Origin of the sequence: Shewanella insulae (assembly GCF_009831655.1) — a bacterium.
GTDB lineage: Bacteria > Pseudomonadota > Gammaproteobacteria > Enterobacterales > Shewanellaceae > Shewanella > Shewanella insulae.
On the sequence record NZ_WRPA01000002.1, the window covers coordinates 297,912 to 315,480 of the forward strand.

General features: G+C 54.9%; 12 protein-coding genes. 6 read left to right on the plus strand and 6 right to left on the minus strand.

From position 1 onward, the window contains the following. Positions 1-89: 89 nt before the first annotated feature. Positions 90-2,663 carry a sensor domain-containing protein gene (locus GNT65_RS04265; RefSeq protein WP_160793865.1) on the minus strand — a complete coding sequence of 858 codons (2,574 nt, stop codon included), beginning with the start codon at positions 2,661-2,663 and terminating at the stop codon, positions 90-92. A 322-nt stretch (positions 2,664-2,985) separates the two neighbouring features. Here GNT65_RS04265 and GNT65_RS04270 point away from each other — a divergent pair, with 322 nt between their 5' ends. The 4 genes from GNT65_RS04270 to GNT65_RS04285 all read left to right on the plus strand — a co-directional run bounded on the left by GNT65_RS04270 (position 2,986) and on the right by GNT65_RS04285 (position 6,713). Beyond that, a complete protein-coding gene (locus GNT65_RS04270) occupies positions 2,986-3,687 on the plus strand; it encodes a spondin domain-containing protein (protein ID WP_160793866.1) in 702 nt (233 codons plus the stop codon). Positions 3,688-3,693: 6 nt separating this feature from the next. Next, positions 3,694-4,425: a spondin domain-containing protein gene (locus tag GNT65_RS04275; RefSeq protein ID WP_420853493.1), complete on the plus strand. Its 732-nt coding sequence runs from the start codon at positions 3,694-3,696 to the stop codon at positions 4,423-4,425. 84 nt (positions 4,426-4,509) lie between these two features. Further along, on the plus strand, positions 4,510-5,238 hold the full coding sequence (locus GNT65_RS04280) for a response regulator transcription factor (RefSeq protein WP_160793867.1): 729 nt from the start codon (positions 4,510-4,512) through the stop codon (positions 5,236-5,238). 2 nt (positions 5,239-5,240) lie between these two features. Then, the gene (locus GNT65_RS04285; protein WP_160793868.1) at positions 5,241-6,713 is read left to right on the plus strand and encodes a sensor histidine kinase; all 1,473 of its coding nucleotides are present in this window, start codon (positions 5,241-5,243) and stop codon (positions 6,711-6,713) included. An 8-nt stretch (positions 6,714-6,721) separates the two neighbouring features. On the opposite strand, the gene GNT65_RS04290 is transcribed toward GNT65_RS04285, so the two are convergent. Continuing rightward, entirely contained in the window at positions 6,722-6,937 is a 216-nt protein-coding gene (locus tag GNT65_RS04290; RefSeq protein WP_160793869.1) for a hypothetical protein, read from the minus strand. Positions 6,938-7,110: 173 nt separating this feature from the next. Further along, positions 7,111-8,175, minus strand: coding sequence for a uroporphyrinogen decarboxylase (gene hemE / locus GNT65_RS04295; protein WP_041509832.1), 1,065 nt, complete (start codon positions 8,173-8,175; stop codon positions 7,111-7,113). Between the two features lie 479 nt (positions 8,176-8,654). On the opposite strand from hemE, the gene rsd reads away from it, so the two are divergent. Beyond that, the gene (gene rsd / locus GNT65_RS04300; protein ID WP_181006147.1) at positions 8,655-9,122 is read left to right on the plus strand and encodes a sigma D regulator; all 468 of its coding nucleotides are present in this window, start codon (positions 8,655-8,657) and stop codon (positions 9,120-9,122) included. 98 nt (positions 9,123-9,220) lie between these two features. Here rsd and acnB read toward each other — a convergent pair whose 3' ends face one another. Beyond that, entirely contained in the window at positions 9,221-11,818 is a 2,598-nt protein-coding gene (acnB, locus tag GNT65_RS04305) for a bifunctional aconitate hydratase 2/2-methylisocitrate dehydratase (protein WP_160793871.1), read from the minus strand. A gap of 413 nt (positions 11,819-12,231) precedes the next feature. Between acnB and hxpB the strand changes: the two genes are divergently transcribed. Next, positions 12,232-12,891, plus strand: a complete 660-nt coding sequence (hxpB, locus tag GNT65_RS04310; RefSeq protein ID WP_160793872.1) for a hexitol phosphatase HxpB — start codon at positions 12,232-12,234, stop codon at positions 12,889-12,891. A 94-nt stretch (positions 12,892-12,985) separates the two neighbouring features. Here hxpB and GNT65_RS04315 read toward each other — a convergent pair whose 3' ends face one another. Then, positions 12,986-15,040, minus strand: coding sequence for a M13 family metallopeptidase (locus GNT65_RS04315; RefSeq protein ID WP_160793873.1), 2,055 nt, complete (start codon positions 15,038-15,040; stop codon positions 12,986-12,988). Positions 15,041-15,169: 129 nt separating this feature from the next. Next, the gene (locus tag GNT65_RS04320; protein ID WP_160793874.1) at positions 15,170-17,383 is read right to left on the minus strand and encodes a patatin-like phospholipase family protein; all 2,214 of its coding nucleotides are present in this window, start codon (positions 17,381-17,383) and stop codon (positions 15,170-15,172) included. Positions 17,384-17,569 lie beyond the last annotated feature (186 nt).

The following is a 17,569-nucleotide window of genomic DNA, read 5'->3' on the forward strand; positions in this document are numbered from 1 at the left end:
TGTGAATGAATGGATAGTGTCCAAATTCACACACTTAAGTCCAAAGTACAAGCCTTAAGGCCAGGCGACCAGGCTATACGGCATTAGAACTAGGCCATCAGCCGATGCACATTGTCGGTCGGCGCGCTGAGGTATTGATCCAGGCTCTTGGGACGGCCGATGGCATAGCCCTGGGCATAGTTGATACCGATCGACTCAAGGCGCTCGATGATCTCCTGGTTTTCCACGAACTCAGCCACCGTCTCTATGCCCATCACGCGGCAGACGTCGTGTATCGATTTGACGATGGCATAGTCCTTGGCGTTGCTGGCCAGGGACTTGATGAAGCAGCCGTCGATCTTCACATAGTTCACCGGCAACTCCCGCAGATAACCGTAGGAGGCGAACCCGGTGCCGAAGTCGTCCAAGGCGAAGGAGAAGCCCTGCTTTTTCAACTGATTGAGCATCTCCATCGCCCGGTTACGATTCTGAATCGCACTGGTCTCGGTGATCTCAAAACAGATACACTGACTGGGGATGGCGAATCGTTTTAGCTGGGCGATGATATAATCCACCATGCCCTCGGCCCCCAGGCTGTTGGCCGAGAGGTTGATAGACAGGCAATGATCCGCCCACAGCTCCTCGTGCAGGGAAAGCCAGAGGAAGGTCTTACGTATCACCTCTTTATCCACATCTGTCATCAGCTTGAAGCGTTCCGCCGCAGCGATAAACTGCGCCGGAGCCAGGATACGCCCACAGGGTTCCTGGATCCTCAGCAGCACTTCCATGCGCTGCTTGCCCTGTAGCCCCAGCGCCTTGATTGGCTGATAGTAGAGCAGCAGCTCGTTGTGTTCTATCGCCTGGGCGATACGCACCGCCCATTTGGGGGCGTTGCGCTGATAGGTGAGTTCCTTGTCCTTATCATCATAGAAATGCACCTGATTGCTGCCCTTGCGCTTGGCGGCGATACAGGCGATATCGGCATCTTTGAGCAGCTCCAGCGCATTGATGTATGGCGCTCTGGCCAGTGCCACCCCGGCGCTGATCCCCACATGATAATGACAGCCGTGATGCTCCATCACCTGTTTACCGACGGCATTGATGATCTGTTTCACCTGCTGAGCCAGCGCCACCACCTCTAAGTCTTTCAGCGCCAGGCCAAACTCATCACCACCCAGGCGGGCCAACAAGCCCTGCCCCTCTAGGCTAGCTTGAATCGCCTTAGCCACCATCTTCAACATGGCATCGCCGGCGTTGTGACCGCAGGAGTCGTTGATCAACTTAAACTGCTCTAGGTCGAAATAGCAGATCGCCAGAGTTTGGGCGTCCTCGGCAAAGGCCTGAACACGCTCCTCGAAGGCGCAGCGATTGAGCAAACCCGTAACATTATCAAAGTTCGCCCTGCGTCTAAGCTGATGCTTGAGCAGCTCCTCCTGGGTGATGTCCCGCAGCACTATCACAGTGCCGATGATCTTGTTGTTCGGCCCCTTGAGGTTGCTGATGCTACGCTCCATCAGCCTAGGGGTATGGCTGGTAAACTTAACCTTGCTCAGCATGGGCGTCGGCGTGCCGCTCGCCATGAAGGCAAACAGCGACTGATTCAGCTCGGGCTCGCTGCGAAACACCTTGTCCAGGTTCATCCCCACCGCAGACTCTGCCTTCACCTTGAGCAGCCGCTCCGCCTGGGGATTGAGATAGATAACCTTGGCCCAGCTGTCGGTGAGGATCACCGCCTCGGCAATCGCCTCCAGGGTGATCTTGGAGCGCTCCTTCTGCTGAAAGATACGCGCCAGCAGGCTATTGACCTGTTCGGAGATCACCATAAATTCCGAGGTGCCCTTGGCACGAATCGGCTGATAGGTCTTCGCCGTCGGATCCACCAGGGAGAGCTGACGCAATAGCTGCTTGAGGGGATCGACCACCCCATGGCGCAACCAGAGGTAGCCCAGCAACAGGAGTAACAGACTGATGCCACCGATAAGATAGACCAGGGTCGCCGGGCCACTCTGCTGCAGGCTCTTCTGCTGCGTGAGCGCGATATCCAGTAGCAGCGAATGGTCACCAAGCAGGCTGGGCACCTCCAGGGTCACACGCTCCTTTGAGGGCAGACCTAACAAGTTAGGCGCGGTGGCGGCGAGTCTCAGCTCCGCCAGCGAAGCATGGGCCTGATAATGTTCAAATAACCGGTTGTCGACCCGTCTGACCATCAACAGGCGCCTGTTATCGGAGAGAGGGATCACGCAGGCCAGATAACCTTGCTTGTCCTGCAGCAGAAAACCTGTGCGGCTTCCCTCTAGCGCTAGTAACTCAGAACGTAAGGAGTCGAGATCCAGCCCTTGGGTTTCCGGACTGGGATCGGTAAAGGAGATGATGCCATCGGCTTGGATGGAGTAGAGGCTGGCATGACTCGACAGGGCCATGGCGTGCCAGGTCACCGACAGTGTCTGGCGCTGCTCTGCGGGTAATAGCACCATGGGAACCCCATAGAGCTGGGCAAACAGCTCGAACTGCCGGAGATCTTCCTCAAGATGCTGGGCAATATTCTGCAGCGCCCGCTGCTCAACGTCCTGACTAAGATCGCTCAGGCGCAACTCGTACCAGGCATTTAACCCGTAGGAGGTGGCCATGATGGCGGGTAGGCAGAAGCCGGCCACAAAAACCAGGATTTTCTTGCTAATGCGCATCTTGTCTCAGAGCCATCCTACTAGGGTCGCTTTTAGGGGAAGTATTCGAATCGGCGAGGAAAATACCCTATTTACCCTAGGGTTTAAACCGCCTGGTGACTGCCCGTTGCAAAACTAGCCAATAGCCTGCCTTCGGCTAATCACCGCTGCATTGACTTAGCGCAGGTATTGGCGATTGAGGCATAACTCTTGGGTCAAATTGGGAGCCAGTTCACCGCCAAGCGTGAGTTGTGAATCTTTTGTGATAATTTGGCGATACTTAGGTGATCTCCGAAAGCCATGCTTGAAGCTAGGATTCGATCATGTCAATCAGGAGAACCCCATGACCCTACGCAAAATCAGCGCCAGCCTAATTCTAGCTGGCTTAGTTGCCACACCAATCGGCGCGGCCGAGCTTACCATCAGCGTCAGCAACCTCACCCATGGCAACCATTTTACCCCTGTCCTCATCGCCGCCCATGATGCACAGATGCATCTGTTCCAGGCGGGCGAACCTGCCACCAGCGCACTGCAAAAGATGGCAGAGGGCGGCGACATCGCGGATCTCGCCGCCATGGTCGATGCAGCCAATGGGGTCACCCAGTCTAATCCCGCAGGCGGCCTGATGGTCCCAGGGCAAAATGTCACTGGCATTAGCCTAGACTCTCAGGCGATGACCCATATGTCACTGGTCGCCATGATACTGCCCACCAACGACGCCTTCATCGGCCTGGACGGCTGGGAGATCCCGACCACGCCCGGCACCTATACCCTGAACCTGAACGCCTATGACGCCGGTACTGAGGCCAACGATGAGATCATCAATGGCGGCGGCATGCCTGGCGTACCGGGGATCCCCGCGGCACCGGGCGGTGATGGCGGCAACAATGCTAGCGGCGTGGCCGATACCAGCCCCAACGACAAGGTGCATATCCACCCCGGCATCCTTGGTGACACAGATCCGGCTGGCGGCATGAGCGATCTCGACAGCCGGGTACATCGCTGGCTCAATCCGGTCGCCCGCGTCACAGTCACTGTTAAGTAGGAGGTTATGATGAAATGGCAACAGTTCAAGACCAGCCTCCCCCTGTCGGCGATGGCACTCAGCGCGGGACTAATACTCAGCGCCTGCTCGGACAACGACCACGATGCCAATATGCCCGAGCCGCCAACTCCGCCCGTGGAGCGCAGCTTTACCCTGACGGTGACCAACCTGACGGCGAACCAACCTATGTCTCCTCTGGCCCTGTTGGCAACCTCCAATGGTTACCATGCCTGGCAAAGCGGCGAGCCTGCCAGCCTGGCGCTGGAGCAACTGGCCGAGGGCGGCGATCAGTCGGGCTATAGCGCCGAGATGGACGGCGTCAACCTGGTGGTGAGCGGCGCAGGCATACTCCCTCCCGGGGCGAGTGAAAGCCTGACCCTGACCCAAACCGAGGAGGCAACTGCCTCCCTGTCACTGCTGACCATGCTGGTCAACACCAACGACGCCTTTAGCGGCCTGGACGAAATAGATATCAGCCAGATGGCAGTGGATCAGACCCAGAGCTTCTACACGCCCGCCTATGATGCTGGCACAGAAGCCAACAGCGAGCTCAAGGGCTCTATCCCAGGGCCTGCAGATGGCGGCGAAGGCTTTAATGGCAGCCGTGATGATGTGGATCGTGTACATCTTCACCCAGGGGTGATCGGCCAAGAAGATGGCCTCAACGACTCTGTCCTCATGGCGAGCCACAGATTCGACAACCCAGTACTCAAGGTGACCATACAGCGTACCCGCTGATAGATAGCGAATATTCACCTTTGACGAAATAAATTCCCTCTGGGCTGGGTCTACTGGATGTAGGCCAACTAGAGGGAGTTTGCTATGTCTGTGATAAACAGCGACAGGACGCTAGATGAAAGGCGGCGCATCTTGCTAGTCGAAGATGAGCCAGACCTCGCCAGACTGATACGCCTGAACCTTGAGTCCTTGCAACATGAGGTGACACAGGTAACTAGCCTGACCCAGGCCAGACAACAGATGCAGACTAAGCACTTCGATCTCCTACTGCTGGATCGCATGCTCAGCGACGGCGACGGCCTGACCCTGTGCCAGCAACTCCGTCAGGAGGGCAAGTGCCTGCCCTGTATGATGATCACCGCCAGAGACAGCGAGGCGGATATCGTCCTCGGCCTGGAGTCTGGCGCCGACGACTACTTGGTCAAACCCTTCAGCGTGTTGGAACTCAGGGCCAGGGTCAAGGCGCTGCTCAGACGCTCCGCCCAGCAGGCCAGCGACCAGTATGCCCTCACCTTCGACGAACTGGTGATCGACAGCAAGACGCGGGAGGTCACCGCCGCCAACCAACCCCTTGCCCTCACCGCCAGGGAGTTCGATCTCCTCTACTACCTGGCCCAGCATCCGCGCCAGGTGTTCAGCCGCATGCAACTGCTGGAGGCCGTATGGGGTTACTCCTACGCAGGCTACGAGCACACGGTCAACAGCCACATCAATCGCCTCAGGGCCAAGCTGGCCAGCAGCCCCACCAGCAATGAGCTGGTGCAGACGGTATGGGGGGTGGGCTATAAGTTCGCCCCACCGGCGGCGCACTAGCCATGGTCAATAGCCTGTTCGGCCGCATCCTGCTGCTTGCCAGCGCCTGTGTCCTGCTGTTGTTTATCGGTTTCTGGCAGTGGTTTAGCCTGAGTCAGCAACACAGTCAACGCCTAGTACAGCAATCCCTGCACAGGGAGCTGGCGACCCACATGACCGAGATCAACCCGCTACTGTCCCAGGGGATCACCTCAGATGCCGCCCTCAAGGAAGCCTTTCACGATCTCATGCTGCTGGGCCCCAGCTTTGAGATCTACACCCTAGACCCTCAGGGAAAGGTGATCGCCTTCGACGCCAAGGAGCAGCAGATAAGGACCCACAGGGTGGACACTGCTAAGATTCGAGCCTTCTTGGGAGGCGAGCCCCTGCCTATCCTAGGTACAGATCCCAGGAGCGATAGCCAACAGAAGATCTTCTCTGCCAGCCCACTTAAAGCTCCGGGTGGAGCCCTCAATGGCTATCTCTATGTGATCATCGGCGGCGAGGCCTTCGATAGTTGGCAGTCACTTATTCAGGCCAAAGACCTGCCCGAACGCTGGGGCGTCGCCCTAGGGAGCTGGGCCCTGTTTACCCTGATCTTGTTTGCCCTGCTGCTGCGCTACCTGACGCGGCCGCTCAACCGCCTCACCCAGGCTCTCGGCGAACTGGAACACCAGCCGATAGACCAGCCCCTCACCCTGCCACTGGCGCCGAGTCGCAGCCAGGAGATGGCTCAGCTCAATGGGCAGATCAATCATTTGCTGCAAGAGGTGGCGCAGAAACAACGTCAGGTGACGGCGCAGCAGGCCGCCAAGCAGGAGTTCCTGCTGCACCTGTCCCACGATCTCAAGACGCCGCTCACCACACTGCTGGGATACCTGGATACCTGGCTGGTGAGCCCGGTCGATGAACGCGACGACAGCCTGCTGCAGTACGCAGCAGCCTCGGGGCAGAGGCTACAGCGATTGCTGGCACAGATGCTCGAATTGGCGGCGCTGGAGAACGGCCAGTTCAAGGCAAACATGCGCCGCGTCTCGCTGCAGTCGATTCTCGATGAACTCACCCAAACCTTCACCCCCAAGGCGAAACAAACAGAGGTCAGCCTCAGAATCCATCGAGGCGATGAAGATGAATACCTGTATACCGATCCCCAGCTGATGGGGCGGGTGCTCAACAACCTGCTGGACAACGCCCTACGCCACACACCGCCTGGCGGCGAGATAGCCGTCTATCCCCAGCGGCTGGCCTCGGGATCTTATCTGGTGATCCAGGACTCGGGCAGCGGCATGCAGCCAGAGGCCATTGCCGCCCTGCAGCAGGCGCCTAGCCCGAGCCAACCAGCACTCTACTATTGCCAGGGCGAGGCCCTACCCCAGTTGGGGGTCGGCCTGGCGATCGTCAGGCAGCTATTGGCCAGACTCGGCTGTCGTATCGAGGTGCAAAGTGCAACCGACCGGGGCAGCCGATTCATGATCGCACTGCCCCGATATCGATGAGGCGGGAGTTATTGCGGGGAGATCACCAGATGGCGACGAAGGAAGGGATACGCCAGGCTAGCCAGCGAGGCGAAGAGGCTGGCCCACATGACCACCACCAGCGCGGCAACCATATATTGGCCCGCCATGGTGTCTGCATTAGCAACATAGATATGGTGAATGCCGTTGAGCAGACCCAAGAAGACCGCGAAACATATCACACTGATTGCTATAAACTTTTTCATATCGAAATCCTTGTTTTTCTGACTAATTTCAGGTTAGCAGATGTTCTCCGATAATACACATTAGTTACTATTCGATTTTTTAATAGGTAGTAAGGACAGCATTAACCAGGAATCACAGGCAAAAAAAAGCCAGTCGAGTTACCCCGACTGGCTAGCTTAGAGGTTACTGCCTCTTACTTATGGTATTGCGCCGACAGTTCGTGAACCGACTTGATAAAGGCGCCCGCATGCTCTGGATCCACATGCTGGTGAATACCATGACCCAGGTTGAACACATGGCCCGAACCTTCGCCGTAACCGGCCAGGATCTGACGCACCTCTTCATGGATGCGCTCTGGCGAGGCGTAAAGCATAGATGGATCCATGTTACCCTGCAGGGCAACCTTGTGGCCTACGCGACGACGCGCATCGGCAATATCCACAGTCCAGTCAAGACCCAGTGCATCACAGCCAGTCTCGGCCATGGCTTCTAACCAGAGTCCGCCGCCCTTAGTAAATAGGGTCACAGGCACTTGACGACCGTCCGCATGACGAGTCAGACCGTCGACGATCTTCTGCATATAGCGCAGCGAGAACTCACGGTAAGCGGTGTGCGACAGCGCACCACCCCATGAATCGAAAATCATCAACGACTGAGCACCGTTCGCTACCTGAGCGTTCAGGTACAGAGTCACAGAATCGGCCAACTTGTCTAGCAGCATGTGTAGTGCCGCAGGCTCAGCATAGGCCATCTTCTTGATCTTTTCGAAGGTCTTGCTCGAGCCGCCCTCGACCATATAGGTCGCCAGCGTCCAAGGTGAACCAGAGAAGCCGATCAGTGGCACTTCGCCCTTCAATTCGCGACGAATGGTGCTAACGGCATTCATCACATAGCCAAGCTCATCTTCTGGATCCGGCACCGCCAGCTTCTTGATGGCATCTAGCGTATCGGTTGGACGCTCGAAACGAGGACCCTCACCGGTTTCGAAATAGAGACCCAGGCCCATGGCATCAGGCACGGTCAAAATATCAGAGAATAAGATCGCAGCATCGAGATCGTAACGACGAAGCGGTTGCAACGTCACCTCACAAGCCAACTCGGCATTGCGGCACAGTGACATGAAGTCGCCGGCTTGTGCGCGGGTTGCTTTATATTCAGGAAGGTAACGACCCGCCTGACGCATCATCCACACAGGAGTCACATCAACAGGCTGTTTTAGTAAGGCACGTAAATAACGATCATTTTTTAGTTCTGCCATAAGGCTCTATTCCTACGCTTATTGATTTTTCGCTGGGACAGTAGTTTAGCATTTACGCGAGTAAAGTAACCTCCATCGGCGCATTTATGTGACAAACACCGCTTGATTATTTTGTTACCCCGACGCCCCCTTCACCCAAGGTTTCGCCTGTGCCGCAAATTGCCTGCCTCAACCCGCAATTCGTTAGAAAAAAGTTGCACCCCCTCTTTGCCTTTGGTATAAAAAGTCTGCGCTAGCAAGAACAATCAAGAAGCTCGTCGCATCGAGCCCGCAAAAACTTTACTCGCCCAGCGATAGATTTCTATCGCTGGGCATTTTATTTCCGCCTCTCTTACCAGCGCCTCCCCCGTCATTTTGTATACAAAACAAGCAGATTCGACCAGCTGAAAGATCGTCTCGTTCGACTAAAAAATGGTTGATCAAAGCAGTAGTTCTCACCTACATTAGAAGTCATAGAATAACTTGCGATGGGGATCATCATGCTAAAGCAATTGGAACGGGCCGAACAGAAATGGGGTGGCGCCAATACACTGATTGATCAATGGCTAAACCACCGTCGTAAGCTACTGATTAACTACTGCCAAATCGCCGGGCTACCGCCCTATGAGGCGATGGATCAGTCGCTTCCCGCCTTCAAATCGGTAAAAGAGTTCTGTGATCTCCTGGTCGATTATGTCTCCGAAGGCCACTTCGAGGTCTATGATCGCGTGGTTACCGCCTGCGAGAAAAACGGTGAATCCAGTCAGACGCTGGCGCAGACCATAGTGCCTAAGATCAGCGAAACCACAGATCTCGCCCTAGACTTCAACGACAAGTACACCAGTGCCAGCGACGATAAGATCCTCTATCAGCTGGACAAAGATCTCTCCTCTTTAGGCGACGCCATGGAGACACGCTTCCAACTAGAAGATCAACTACTGGAAGTGCTGCACAGCAAGTACTCCTAATCGACAAGCACAGTCGGTAAGCACATTTTCCCTAAGTGAAAGAGCAGACACAAAAAAGGCCAGCTAATCAGCTGGCCTTTTTGCGTTATCAATCCTGATTACACGGCAGACTGGAAGATCACTTCGCCCGCTTTTTGTGTGTATGAATCGATCTGGTCGAAGTTCAGGTAACGGTAAGTATCGGCTGCAGTCGCATCGATCTCTTTCGCATACTCTTGATACTCTTCAACGCTTGGCAGACGACCTAAGAGCGAGGCTACCGCGGCCAGCTCAGCAGATGCCAGGTAGACGTTGGCACCTGTACCCAGACGGTTCGGGAAGTTACGGGTAGAGGTAGACACTACGGTCGCGCCTTCGGCAACACGTGCCTGGTTACCCATACACAGAGAACAACCAGGGATCTCGATGCGCGCACCGACACGACCGAAGATGGCGTAGTAACCTTCTTCCGTCAGCTGATCACGGTCCATCTTAGTTGGCGGTGCGATCCACAGACGGGTTGGTAGCGTCTTGGCGAACTTGTCCAGCATCTTACCGGTAGCACGGAAGTGGCCGATGTTAGTCATACAAGAACCAACGAACACCTCGTCGATCTGGGTGCCTTTCACCTGAGACAGGAGCACGGCATCATCTGGATCGTTTGGCGCACACAGAATAGGCTCTTTGATCTCGTTCAGATCGATCTCGATCACTTCGGCGTATTCTGCATCGCTGTCTGCTTCCATCAGCTCAGGGTTAGCCAACCACTCTTCCATCGCGGCGATACGACGCTCGATGGTACGACGGTCACCGTAACCTTCGGCGATCATCCACTTCAACATCACTATGTTAGAATTGAGGTATTCGATGATAGGCTCTTTGTCCAGCTTGATGGTACAACCGGCGGCACTACGCTCGGCCGACGCATCAGACAGTTCGAATGCCTGTTCAACCTTCAGCTTCTCAAGACCCTCGATCTCCAGGATGCGACCAGAGAAGGCGTTGATCTTGCCCTTCTTCTCAACGGTCAGCAGACCCATCTCGATCGCCTTGTGCGGAATAGCATGTACCAGGTCACGTAGCGTGATACCAGGCTGCATCTCGCCCTTGAAGCGAACCAATATAGACTCAGGCATATCCAGTGGCATCACACCAGTCGCAGCGGCGAAAGCCACCAGACCAGAACCCGCAGGGAAAGAGATACCGATTGGGAAACGAGTATGAGAGTCACCGCCCGTACCTACGGTATCAGGCAGCAGCATACGGTTTAACCAAGAGTGGATAACACCGTCACCAGGACGCAGCGATACACCGCCACGGTTCATGATGAAATCAGGTAGCGTATGGTGAGTGTTCACGTCTACAGGCTTAGGATAAGCTGCCGTGTGACAGAATGACTGCATGGTCAGGTCGGCACTGAAGCCAAGACATGCCAAGTCTTTCAACTCGTCACGGGTCATTGGACCCGTGGTGTCTTGTGACCCCACAGAGGTCATCTTAGGCTCGCAGTATTGGCCAGGACGCACACCGGTAACGCCACATGCCTTACCCACCATCTTCTGCGCCAGGGTGAAACCCTTGCCAGAATCGGCTACATCTTGTGGACGCACGAATACATCAGAGGCAGGCAGACCTAAGGTCTCACGAGCGCGATCGGTCAGACCACGACCGATGATCAGCGGAATACGGCCACCGGCACGTACTTCGTCAAGCAGCACCTCAGTCTTGAGCTTGAACTCAGAGATCACTTCGTCAGTGCCGTGTAGCTTAACCACGCCTTCGTATGGGTAGATGTCGATCACATCGCCCATGTTCATCTTGCTCACGTCTAGCTCGATTGGCAGTGCACCGGCATCTTCCATGGTGTTGAAGAAGATAGGGGCTATCTTGCCGCCTAGACAGAAACCACCGGCACGCTTGTTAGGTACAAATGGGATGTCATCGCCCATGAACCAAAGCACAGAGTTGGTCGCAGACTTACGTGAAGAACCTGTACCCACAACGTCGCCCACATAAACCAGTGGATGACCCTTCTGTTTCAGGGCTTCGATCTCTTGGATTGGGCCTTTCACGCCCGCTTCATCTGGCACTATGCCGTCGCGTGCGTTTTTCAGCATCGCCAGGGCGTGCAGCGGGATATCTGGACGAGACCAGGCGTCCGGTGCTGGTGACAGATCGTCTGTGTTGGTTTCACCTGTAACCTTGAATACAGTGAGAGTCACTTTTTCAGCCAGCTTAGGGCGGTTCAGGAACCACTCGGCGTTGGCCCAAGACTCAACCACTTGCTTAGCGTGGGCGTTGCCCGCTTGCATCTTCTCGACCACATCGTGGTAGGCATCGAACATCAGCAGGGTATTTGACAGTGCCTTAACCGCCAATGGCGCCTGAGCGTCATCGTCGAGCTGAGCGATCAGGGGCTCGATGTTGTAACCGCCCTGCATGGTTCCCAGTAGCTCGACGGCGCGCGTCGCAGACAGGATAGGAGATGTTGCCTCACCTTTAGCAACCGCATCGAGGAAACCGGCTTTCACATAGGCCGCTTCGTCAACACCCGGTGGAATTCTGTTCTCGAGCAGGTCGAGGATAAACTCCTCTTCACCCGCAGGTGGATTCTTTACTAATTCGACTAATTCGGCCACTTGATGGGCATCTAGTGGCTTAGGGACTACGCCCTCTGCAGCACGTTCTGCGACGTGTTTACGATATGCTTCTAGCACGGCAACATTCCTCTTTGTTTGGCGTTCTAACAGCGAAACTGCACGTCTTCAATTCTGAAGCTCACAGTCAAGCAGGCTCAACCCGTATTTCCGGCCGCATTATACTACAGCTTTGCAAAAGTATGAATCAGATCACACTCTTAGAAGTGAGAAATTACCGGGATTTCCTAGGGTGCCCAGCAAATTAGCGCAGCGCTGAAACAAAGGAAATTAGACGATAGTTTGAATAACAAGTTAACCAATTGAAATTAATTGATTTTAACAAACCGCGAAAATTCATTCCAAACGACCAAACTCGAAGACAACCAGGAAAAAAGCCGGAGAAAAAATTTCCCTGAGGGCTCGTAAATACCCGAAGAAATCGCATAATATTCCACTTTCTCAATCAAAATGAACCAGCAAAAGACTTACCTATGAGCCAAATAAATTTCGCCGCAGTCATCTTCGATATGGATGGCGTGCTTATTGATTCCGAGCCAAGTTGGCAGGCGGCAGAATACAAGGTGCTGAGCCAGCTGGGGCTACCCATCAGCCTCAGCGATACCCAGCAGACCACAGGGCTGCGCATCGACCAGGTAGTCGACTACTGGTATAAACGCCACCCTTGGGAAGGCTATGACAATGCGGCGACCGCCGAGGCCATTGTCCAGCAGGTGGCCGATGAGATAATACGTAGCGGCGAGGCGATGCCCGGCGTCAAACAGGCCCTAGAGGCCTGCAAACAGAGGGGGCTCAAGATTGGCCTGGCGACCTCATCACCGACGCTTTTGATCGATGCCGTGATGCAAAAATTGGCCATTGCTGATAAGTTCGATGCCATAGAGAGCGCCGAGACGCTGGCCCTGGGCAAGCCACACCCAGAGGTGTACCTCAACTGTGCCAAGGCTCTGGATGTCGCGCCTTCGCACTGCCTGGCAATCGAAGACTCCTTCAACGGCCTGATCGCCGCCAGAGCCGCCAACATGCACACTGTCGTCATTCCGGCGCCCCATGAGGCAAGCCAGGCCAGGTGGGCCGCCGCCCATCAGCAGCTCAAGAGTCTCGAGGAGTTCGCCGACTATCTGGCACAGTGAGCCCCCAAGCGGGCGATAATCCTCAAAGCTCAGGTAGTAAAAAGCCCATCCTAGGATGGGCTTTTGTTTATTTATATTTAACAGAGCTCTGGGCTTACCAGATCTTCACACGCTCTTCTTCGCTCAAGTACATCTTGTCGCCCGCCTTCACATCGAATGCCTCGTAGAAGGCTGGGATGTTACGCGGCGTACCCATGGCGCGGAAGTGGCTTGGGGAATGTGAGTCGGTCAGCAGACGACGGCCAAGCTCTTCGTCGCGATAGTTACGACGCCATACCTGTGACCAGCCGATAAACAGACGCTGCTCGCCGGTCAGGCCATCGATCACAGGTGCCTCTTTACCATTAAGGCTCAGCTTGTAGGAGCGAGCCGCCACGGTCAGACCGCCCAGATCACCTATGTTTTCGCCCAGGGTGAGGTCGCCGTTAACAAACTTACCCGGTAGGGCTTCATAGCCTGAGTATTGGGCGCTGAGCTGAGCACCGCGCTTCTTGAACTCTTCTCTGTCTTTGTCTGACCACCAGTCTCTCAGGTTACCGTCACCGTCATACTTGGCGCCTTGGTCGTCGAAACCATGGCTGATCTCGTGGCCGATCACGGCGCCGATGCCGCCATAGTTGATTGCATCGTCGGCATCCATGTTAAAGAATGGTGGCTGCAGGATAGCGGCCGGGAAGACGATTTCATTCATCACAGGGCTGTAGTAGGCATTCACCGTCTGCGGCGTCATGTGCCACTCGGTGCGATCGATTGGCTTGCCTAGCTTGTCCAGCATGGTCTTATACTCGAAGTGGGCATAACGCTTGTAGTTACCCACCAGATCGTCTGCCTTGATGCTCAGATCTGTATAGTCTTTCCACTTGTCTGGGTAGCCAATCTTGTAGTTGAACTTAGACAGCTTCTCTTGCGCTGCTACCTTAGTCTCAGGAGTCATCCACTCAAGCTCGTTGATACTTACCTCGAAGCCCTTGATCAGGTTATGGATCATCTTCTCCATACGGGCCTTGGCTTCCGGCTTGAAGTGACGCTTAACGTACTCTTTACCCACCAGCTCACCGATCACCTGATCCGCCGCGTCGACCGCCTTCTTCCAGCGCGGCTTCTGCTCTTCGATGCCCATCAGCGTCTTGCTATGGAAGGCGAAGTGTAGATCCACCATCTCCTTGTTTAGCAACTCGGCGTAGCTATCCACTAGGTGGAACATCAGGTAGTCCTGCCACTGCTCGACGCTAAACTGATTAAATTGCTTACCAAACTTCTCGAAGAAAGAGGGCTGACGCACGATCACCTCGGTGACCTTATTCATGTCGGCGCCATTGGCAAACTGTGAATAATCGAAGTTACTGACCGTTTTCTGCAGGCCAGCGATATCCATCTTGTTGTAACTCTTGTTGGCGTCACGAGACTGGGTGCGCGTCCACTGGCTCTCTGCTAGGAAGTGCTCGATCTCGGCAACGTTCTTAGCGGCGCGTTTTGCGTGGGCATAACCCGCATTGGCCAGCAGATCTGTCACATAGCTTTGTAGCGCAGCGCGATTGGCGACAAATTTTGCATCGTCTTTCAGGTAATAGTCACGATCCGGCAGAGTCAGGCCTGACTGGTAGAAATAGACGCCATATTGAGTCGACTTCTTGGCATCGTTGTTGACATAGAAGCCCAATGGCATCTGTACGCCTGAGACCAGCAGCTTACCCATCTGGCTGGCTACATCCTGGTGGCTCTTAAGACCCTGGATCTCAGCCATCGGCGTCTTGATTGGGGTCACGCCCAACTGCTCGGCCAGCTCGGTATTCATGTAGCTGGCGTAGAAGTCGCCCACCTTCTGTTCGCTAGAGCCTTCGGCCTTGTTTGGCTTAGCCGCTACTTCATCGATGATCTCTTTCAGAGCATTCTGGCTCTGTTCATACAACACAGAGAAGGCGCCGTAGTTAGACTTGTCGGCAGGGATAGGCGTGGTCGCCAACCAGTGGCCGTTGACGCTGTAATAGAAGTCATCCTGGTGACGCACCTGAGGATCGAAATTTTCTTTCTCAACGCCCGATACCTTCGCCGCTTGTACACTCTCAACCTGACTGGCGTCATGACTACCACAGGCGCCCAGGCCCAAGCCCAATGCCACGGCTAATGCCAAATGACTGACTTTTTTCATCTCGAAATCCCCGATTCTTACTCTTATTTGTTTATTGTTTGGTTAGAAACCATTGCGAATGACACACTAACACCCCAGCCTGTTGGACTGTAGGGCGATTTTGTAACTTTGTATGACGCTTTAGCCTGCCTACCAGTTCTTGCCCAGGAAGAGGAAGACGGTATTTTCGCCATCGTCAGTCCAGCCATAACCGATTGCCGCCGGCCCTATAGCGGTATCCGTCCCCAGATAGAGACTGCCACCATAGATAAGATCGCTTAGGCTCACGCTATCGCGGATCGACCAAACATTACCCGCCTCGATACTGGCACCTAGATATAGGGGATAGTCTGTCATCCCCAGTACGTCTCGACCCAGATCGTATTGATAGATGAAGGCGCCGAACACCTTATGGGGCCCTACCAGGGAGTTCTTATGGTAGCCAGAAAGGTTAAGGAAGCCACCCAGTTCGGAGACATTCACGCTGAAGCCCTGCTCCTTATCCACGGTCGCCAGCGAGGCCTTTCCTACGAAGGCATGGTTGCCCACACTCAGGGCACCGCGCCAATCGGCCGTGATCTGAAAGGAGGTCTCGGAAGGATCTTCGCCCAAGATGTCGGGAGATTGCTCATGACGATAGTACATGTTGACAGTGACACGGTTACCCGAGGTCGGAAAACTGATGCTGTCCAGGTCATCGAAGCCAAACTTGAGGTAGGCGCCATAGGAGCTAAAATCCGCCTGCCCCTCTAGCGCGGCATTTTCGAGATAGCCGGTCTCCCCCATCACCCCAAGCTCCACCAGCCCTTCCTTAATGTAGTTAAAGCCAACGCCCAGCTCGGTACGATACTTAACCTGATTGAGCTCTAAGAAACGATTATTCTCCTCGTACAGGGTCCAATCTTTCTTCTCATAGCCTATCTGGGCGCGGGAAAAGAAGCGCTGGTCGCTGTCCATGGGTAGATACAACTCGGAAGAGAGTAGCTTCTCATAGCCCAGACGTAGCTCATTACGCCACTCGCCGCCGTAAGCGGTGAGGTCTGTCATGGTGTAGGCCATATCCAACGCCACCACAGAGTCTAAGGTAAAGTCATCTTCCCAGCTAAAGCCGAGTTGGAAATAGTTTGGCCCCCAGGACTTGGCTCGGGTCTGCAAAATCAGTATCCGCCCCTCATCTGTGTCGATAAACTCGGCGTTGACCCGCTCGAACTTATCCAAGGCGTAGACATTATTGATTCCCTGCTCCAGCTTAGCCCTATCGACCACCTCACCAGGCTCTATGCCCAGAGTCTCCGCCAGTAGCTTCTCGCTCACCTTAGAGTTGTTGTCAAAACGTATGGCCACTACGGGGCGAGACAGGTTGTAGAGCCAACCGACACTGACGGCATCTTTATGGGCCTGATAGGCAGCATACTGCTCATTGGTCACGGCGAGCCGTTTAAGCCTATCCAGCTTTCCCTTTACCGCCACCTCACCCAGACGGTAGGCCTCCGGCATGATGGCAAAATCTGTGGTACTGAGCTCCCCCACCTCGGGACGGATCAGGATATCTTGTTCGGTGAGCAGCTGTTTCTGCCGCTCGGTACTGGCATTGGTCAGCATGGTCGATAGCTGATTGAGCACGGCTACCGTACTCTCCAATTGATCCCGCTTCACCAGAGAGGAGCCGATATCCACGGCGATGACGATATCGGCGCCCATGGCCTTGACCACATCGACCGGCATGTTGTTGGCGATGCCACCATCGACGATAATACGTCCCTTGTACTGGGCCGCCTGCAACGCTCCGGGAACCGTGGCCGAGGCCTGCATGGCATCCACCAAACTGCCGCTGTCGATCACTACGGCGCCACTGGTCTCGAGATCGGTCGCCACGGCACGATAGGGAATTGGCAGTTCATCGAAATGTTCGAACTTATGCACCAGATCCGTAGAGTGTTGCAGCAACATAGACATGGACTGGCCGCGCAGCAGGCCGTTAGGGACTTTCACCTCTTTGTCGCTGTAACCTATGTTGATGGGAATATTGAATCTGTCCCGCTGCTGCTTGCCACGATAGCTTAGGGCCGCACGGGGAATGGTATCTGAATAGCCGGCGTTCCAGTTGGAACCCATCATGATCTCTTCGATCTCTTCGGCGCTATAGCCTAGGGCATACATGCCGCCCACATAGGCACCTATGCTGGTACCGGCAATATAGTCGACGGGCACGTGTTCCGCCTCCAACGCCTTGAGCACGGCAATATGGGCCGCCCCTTTGGCGCCGCCGCCACTGAGGGCCAGACCGATCTTGGGACGTTCCTCGCTCGCGGCAGCGAAGGTAAAGCTTACCAACAGCAAAGAGAGTAGAAAAGGCTTGATCATCGGCGGTTTTTCTTCCTATGAAAAAAGGGACAAGATATTCTAGCAAACTTCTAGGGCCTGTTGACCTTTCCTGTTTGTTTTTGCAGCAGTTTGCAGGTGATTTATACAAGGCCGAGCCTGTGTCGTGTAGTGATTCTACACAAACTGGCGATAACGCAGTAGAAATGGCCTACAAACGCTGCCCAA

Coding starts and splice junctions, on each gene's coding strand:
- GNT65_RS04280 (WP_160793867.1), top strand. CDS start 4,510: ATGTCTGTGATAAACAGCGACAGGACGCTAGATGAAAGGCGGCGCATC.
- hemE (WP_041509832.1), bottom strand. CDS start 8,175: ATGGCAGAACTAAAAAATGATCGTTATTTACGTGCCTTACTAAAACAG.
- GNT65_RS04265 (WP_160793865.1), bottom strand. CDS start 2,663: ATGCGCATTAGCAAGAAAATCCTGGTTTTTGTGGCCGGCTTCTGCCTA.
- GNT65_RS04285 (WP_160793868.1), top strand. CDS start 5,241: ATGGTCAATAGCCTGTTCGGCCGCATCCTGCTGCTTGCCAGCGCCTGT.
- GNT65_RS04270 (WP_160793866.1), top strand. CDS start 2,986: ATGACCCTACGCAAAATCAGCGCCAGCCTAATTCTAGCTGGCTTAGTT.
- GNT65_RS04275 (WP_420853493.1), top strand. CDS start 3,694: ATGATGAAATGGCAACAGTTCAAGACCAGCCTCCCCCTGTCGGCGATG.
- hxpB (WP_160793872.1), top strand. CDS start 12,232: ATGAGCCAAATAAATTTCGCCGCAGTCATCTTCGATATGGATGGCGTG.
- GNT65_RS04315 (WP_160793873.1), bottom strand. CDS start 15,040: ATGAAAAAAGTCAGTCATTTGGCATTAGCCGTGGCATTGGGCTTGGGC.
- rsd (WP_181006147.1), top strand. CDS start 8,655: ATGCTAAAGCAATTGGAACGGGCCGAACAGAAATGGGGTGGCGCCAAT.
- GNT65_RS04290 (WP_160793869.1), bottom strand. CDS start 6,937: ATGAAAAAGTTTATAGCAATCAGTGTGATATGTTTCGCGGTCTTCTTG.
- GNT65_RS04320 (WP_160793874.1), bottom strand. CDS start 17,383: ATGATCAAGCCTTTTCTACTCTCTTTGCTGTTGGTAAGCTTTACCTTC.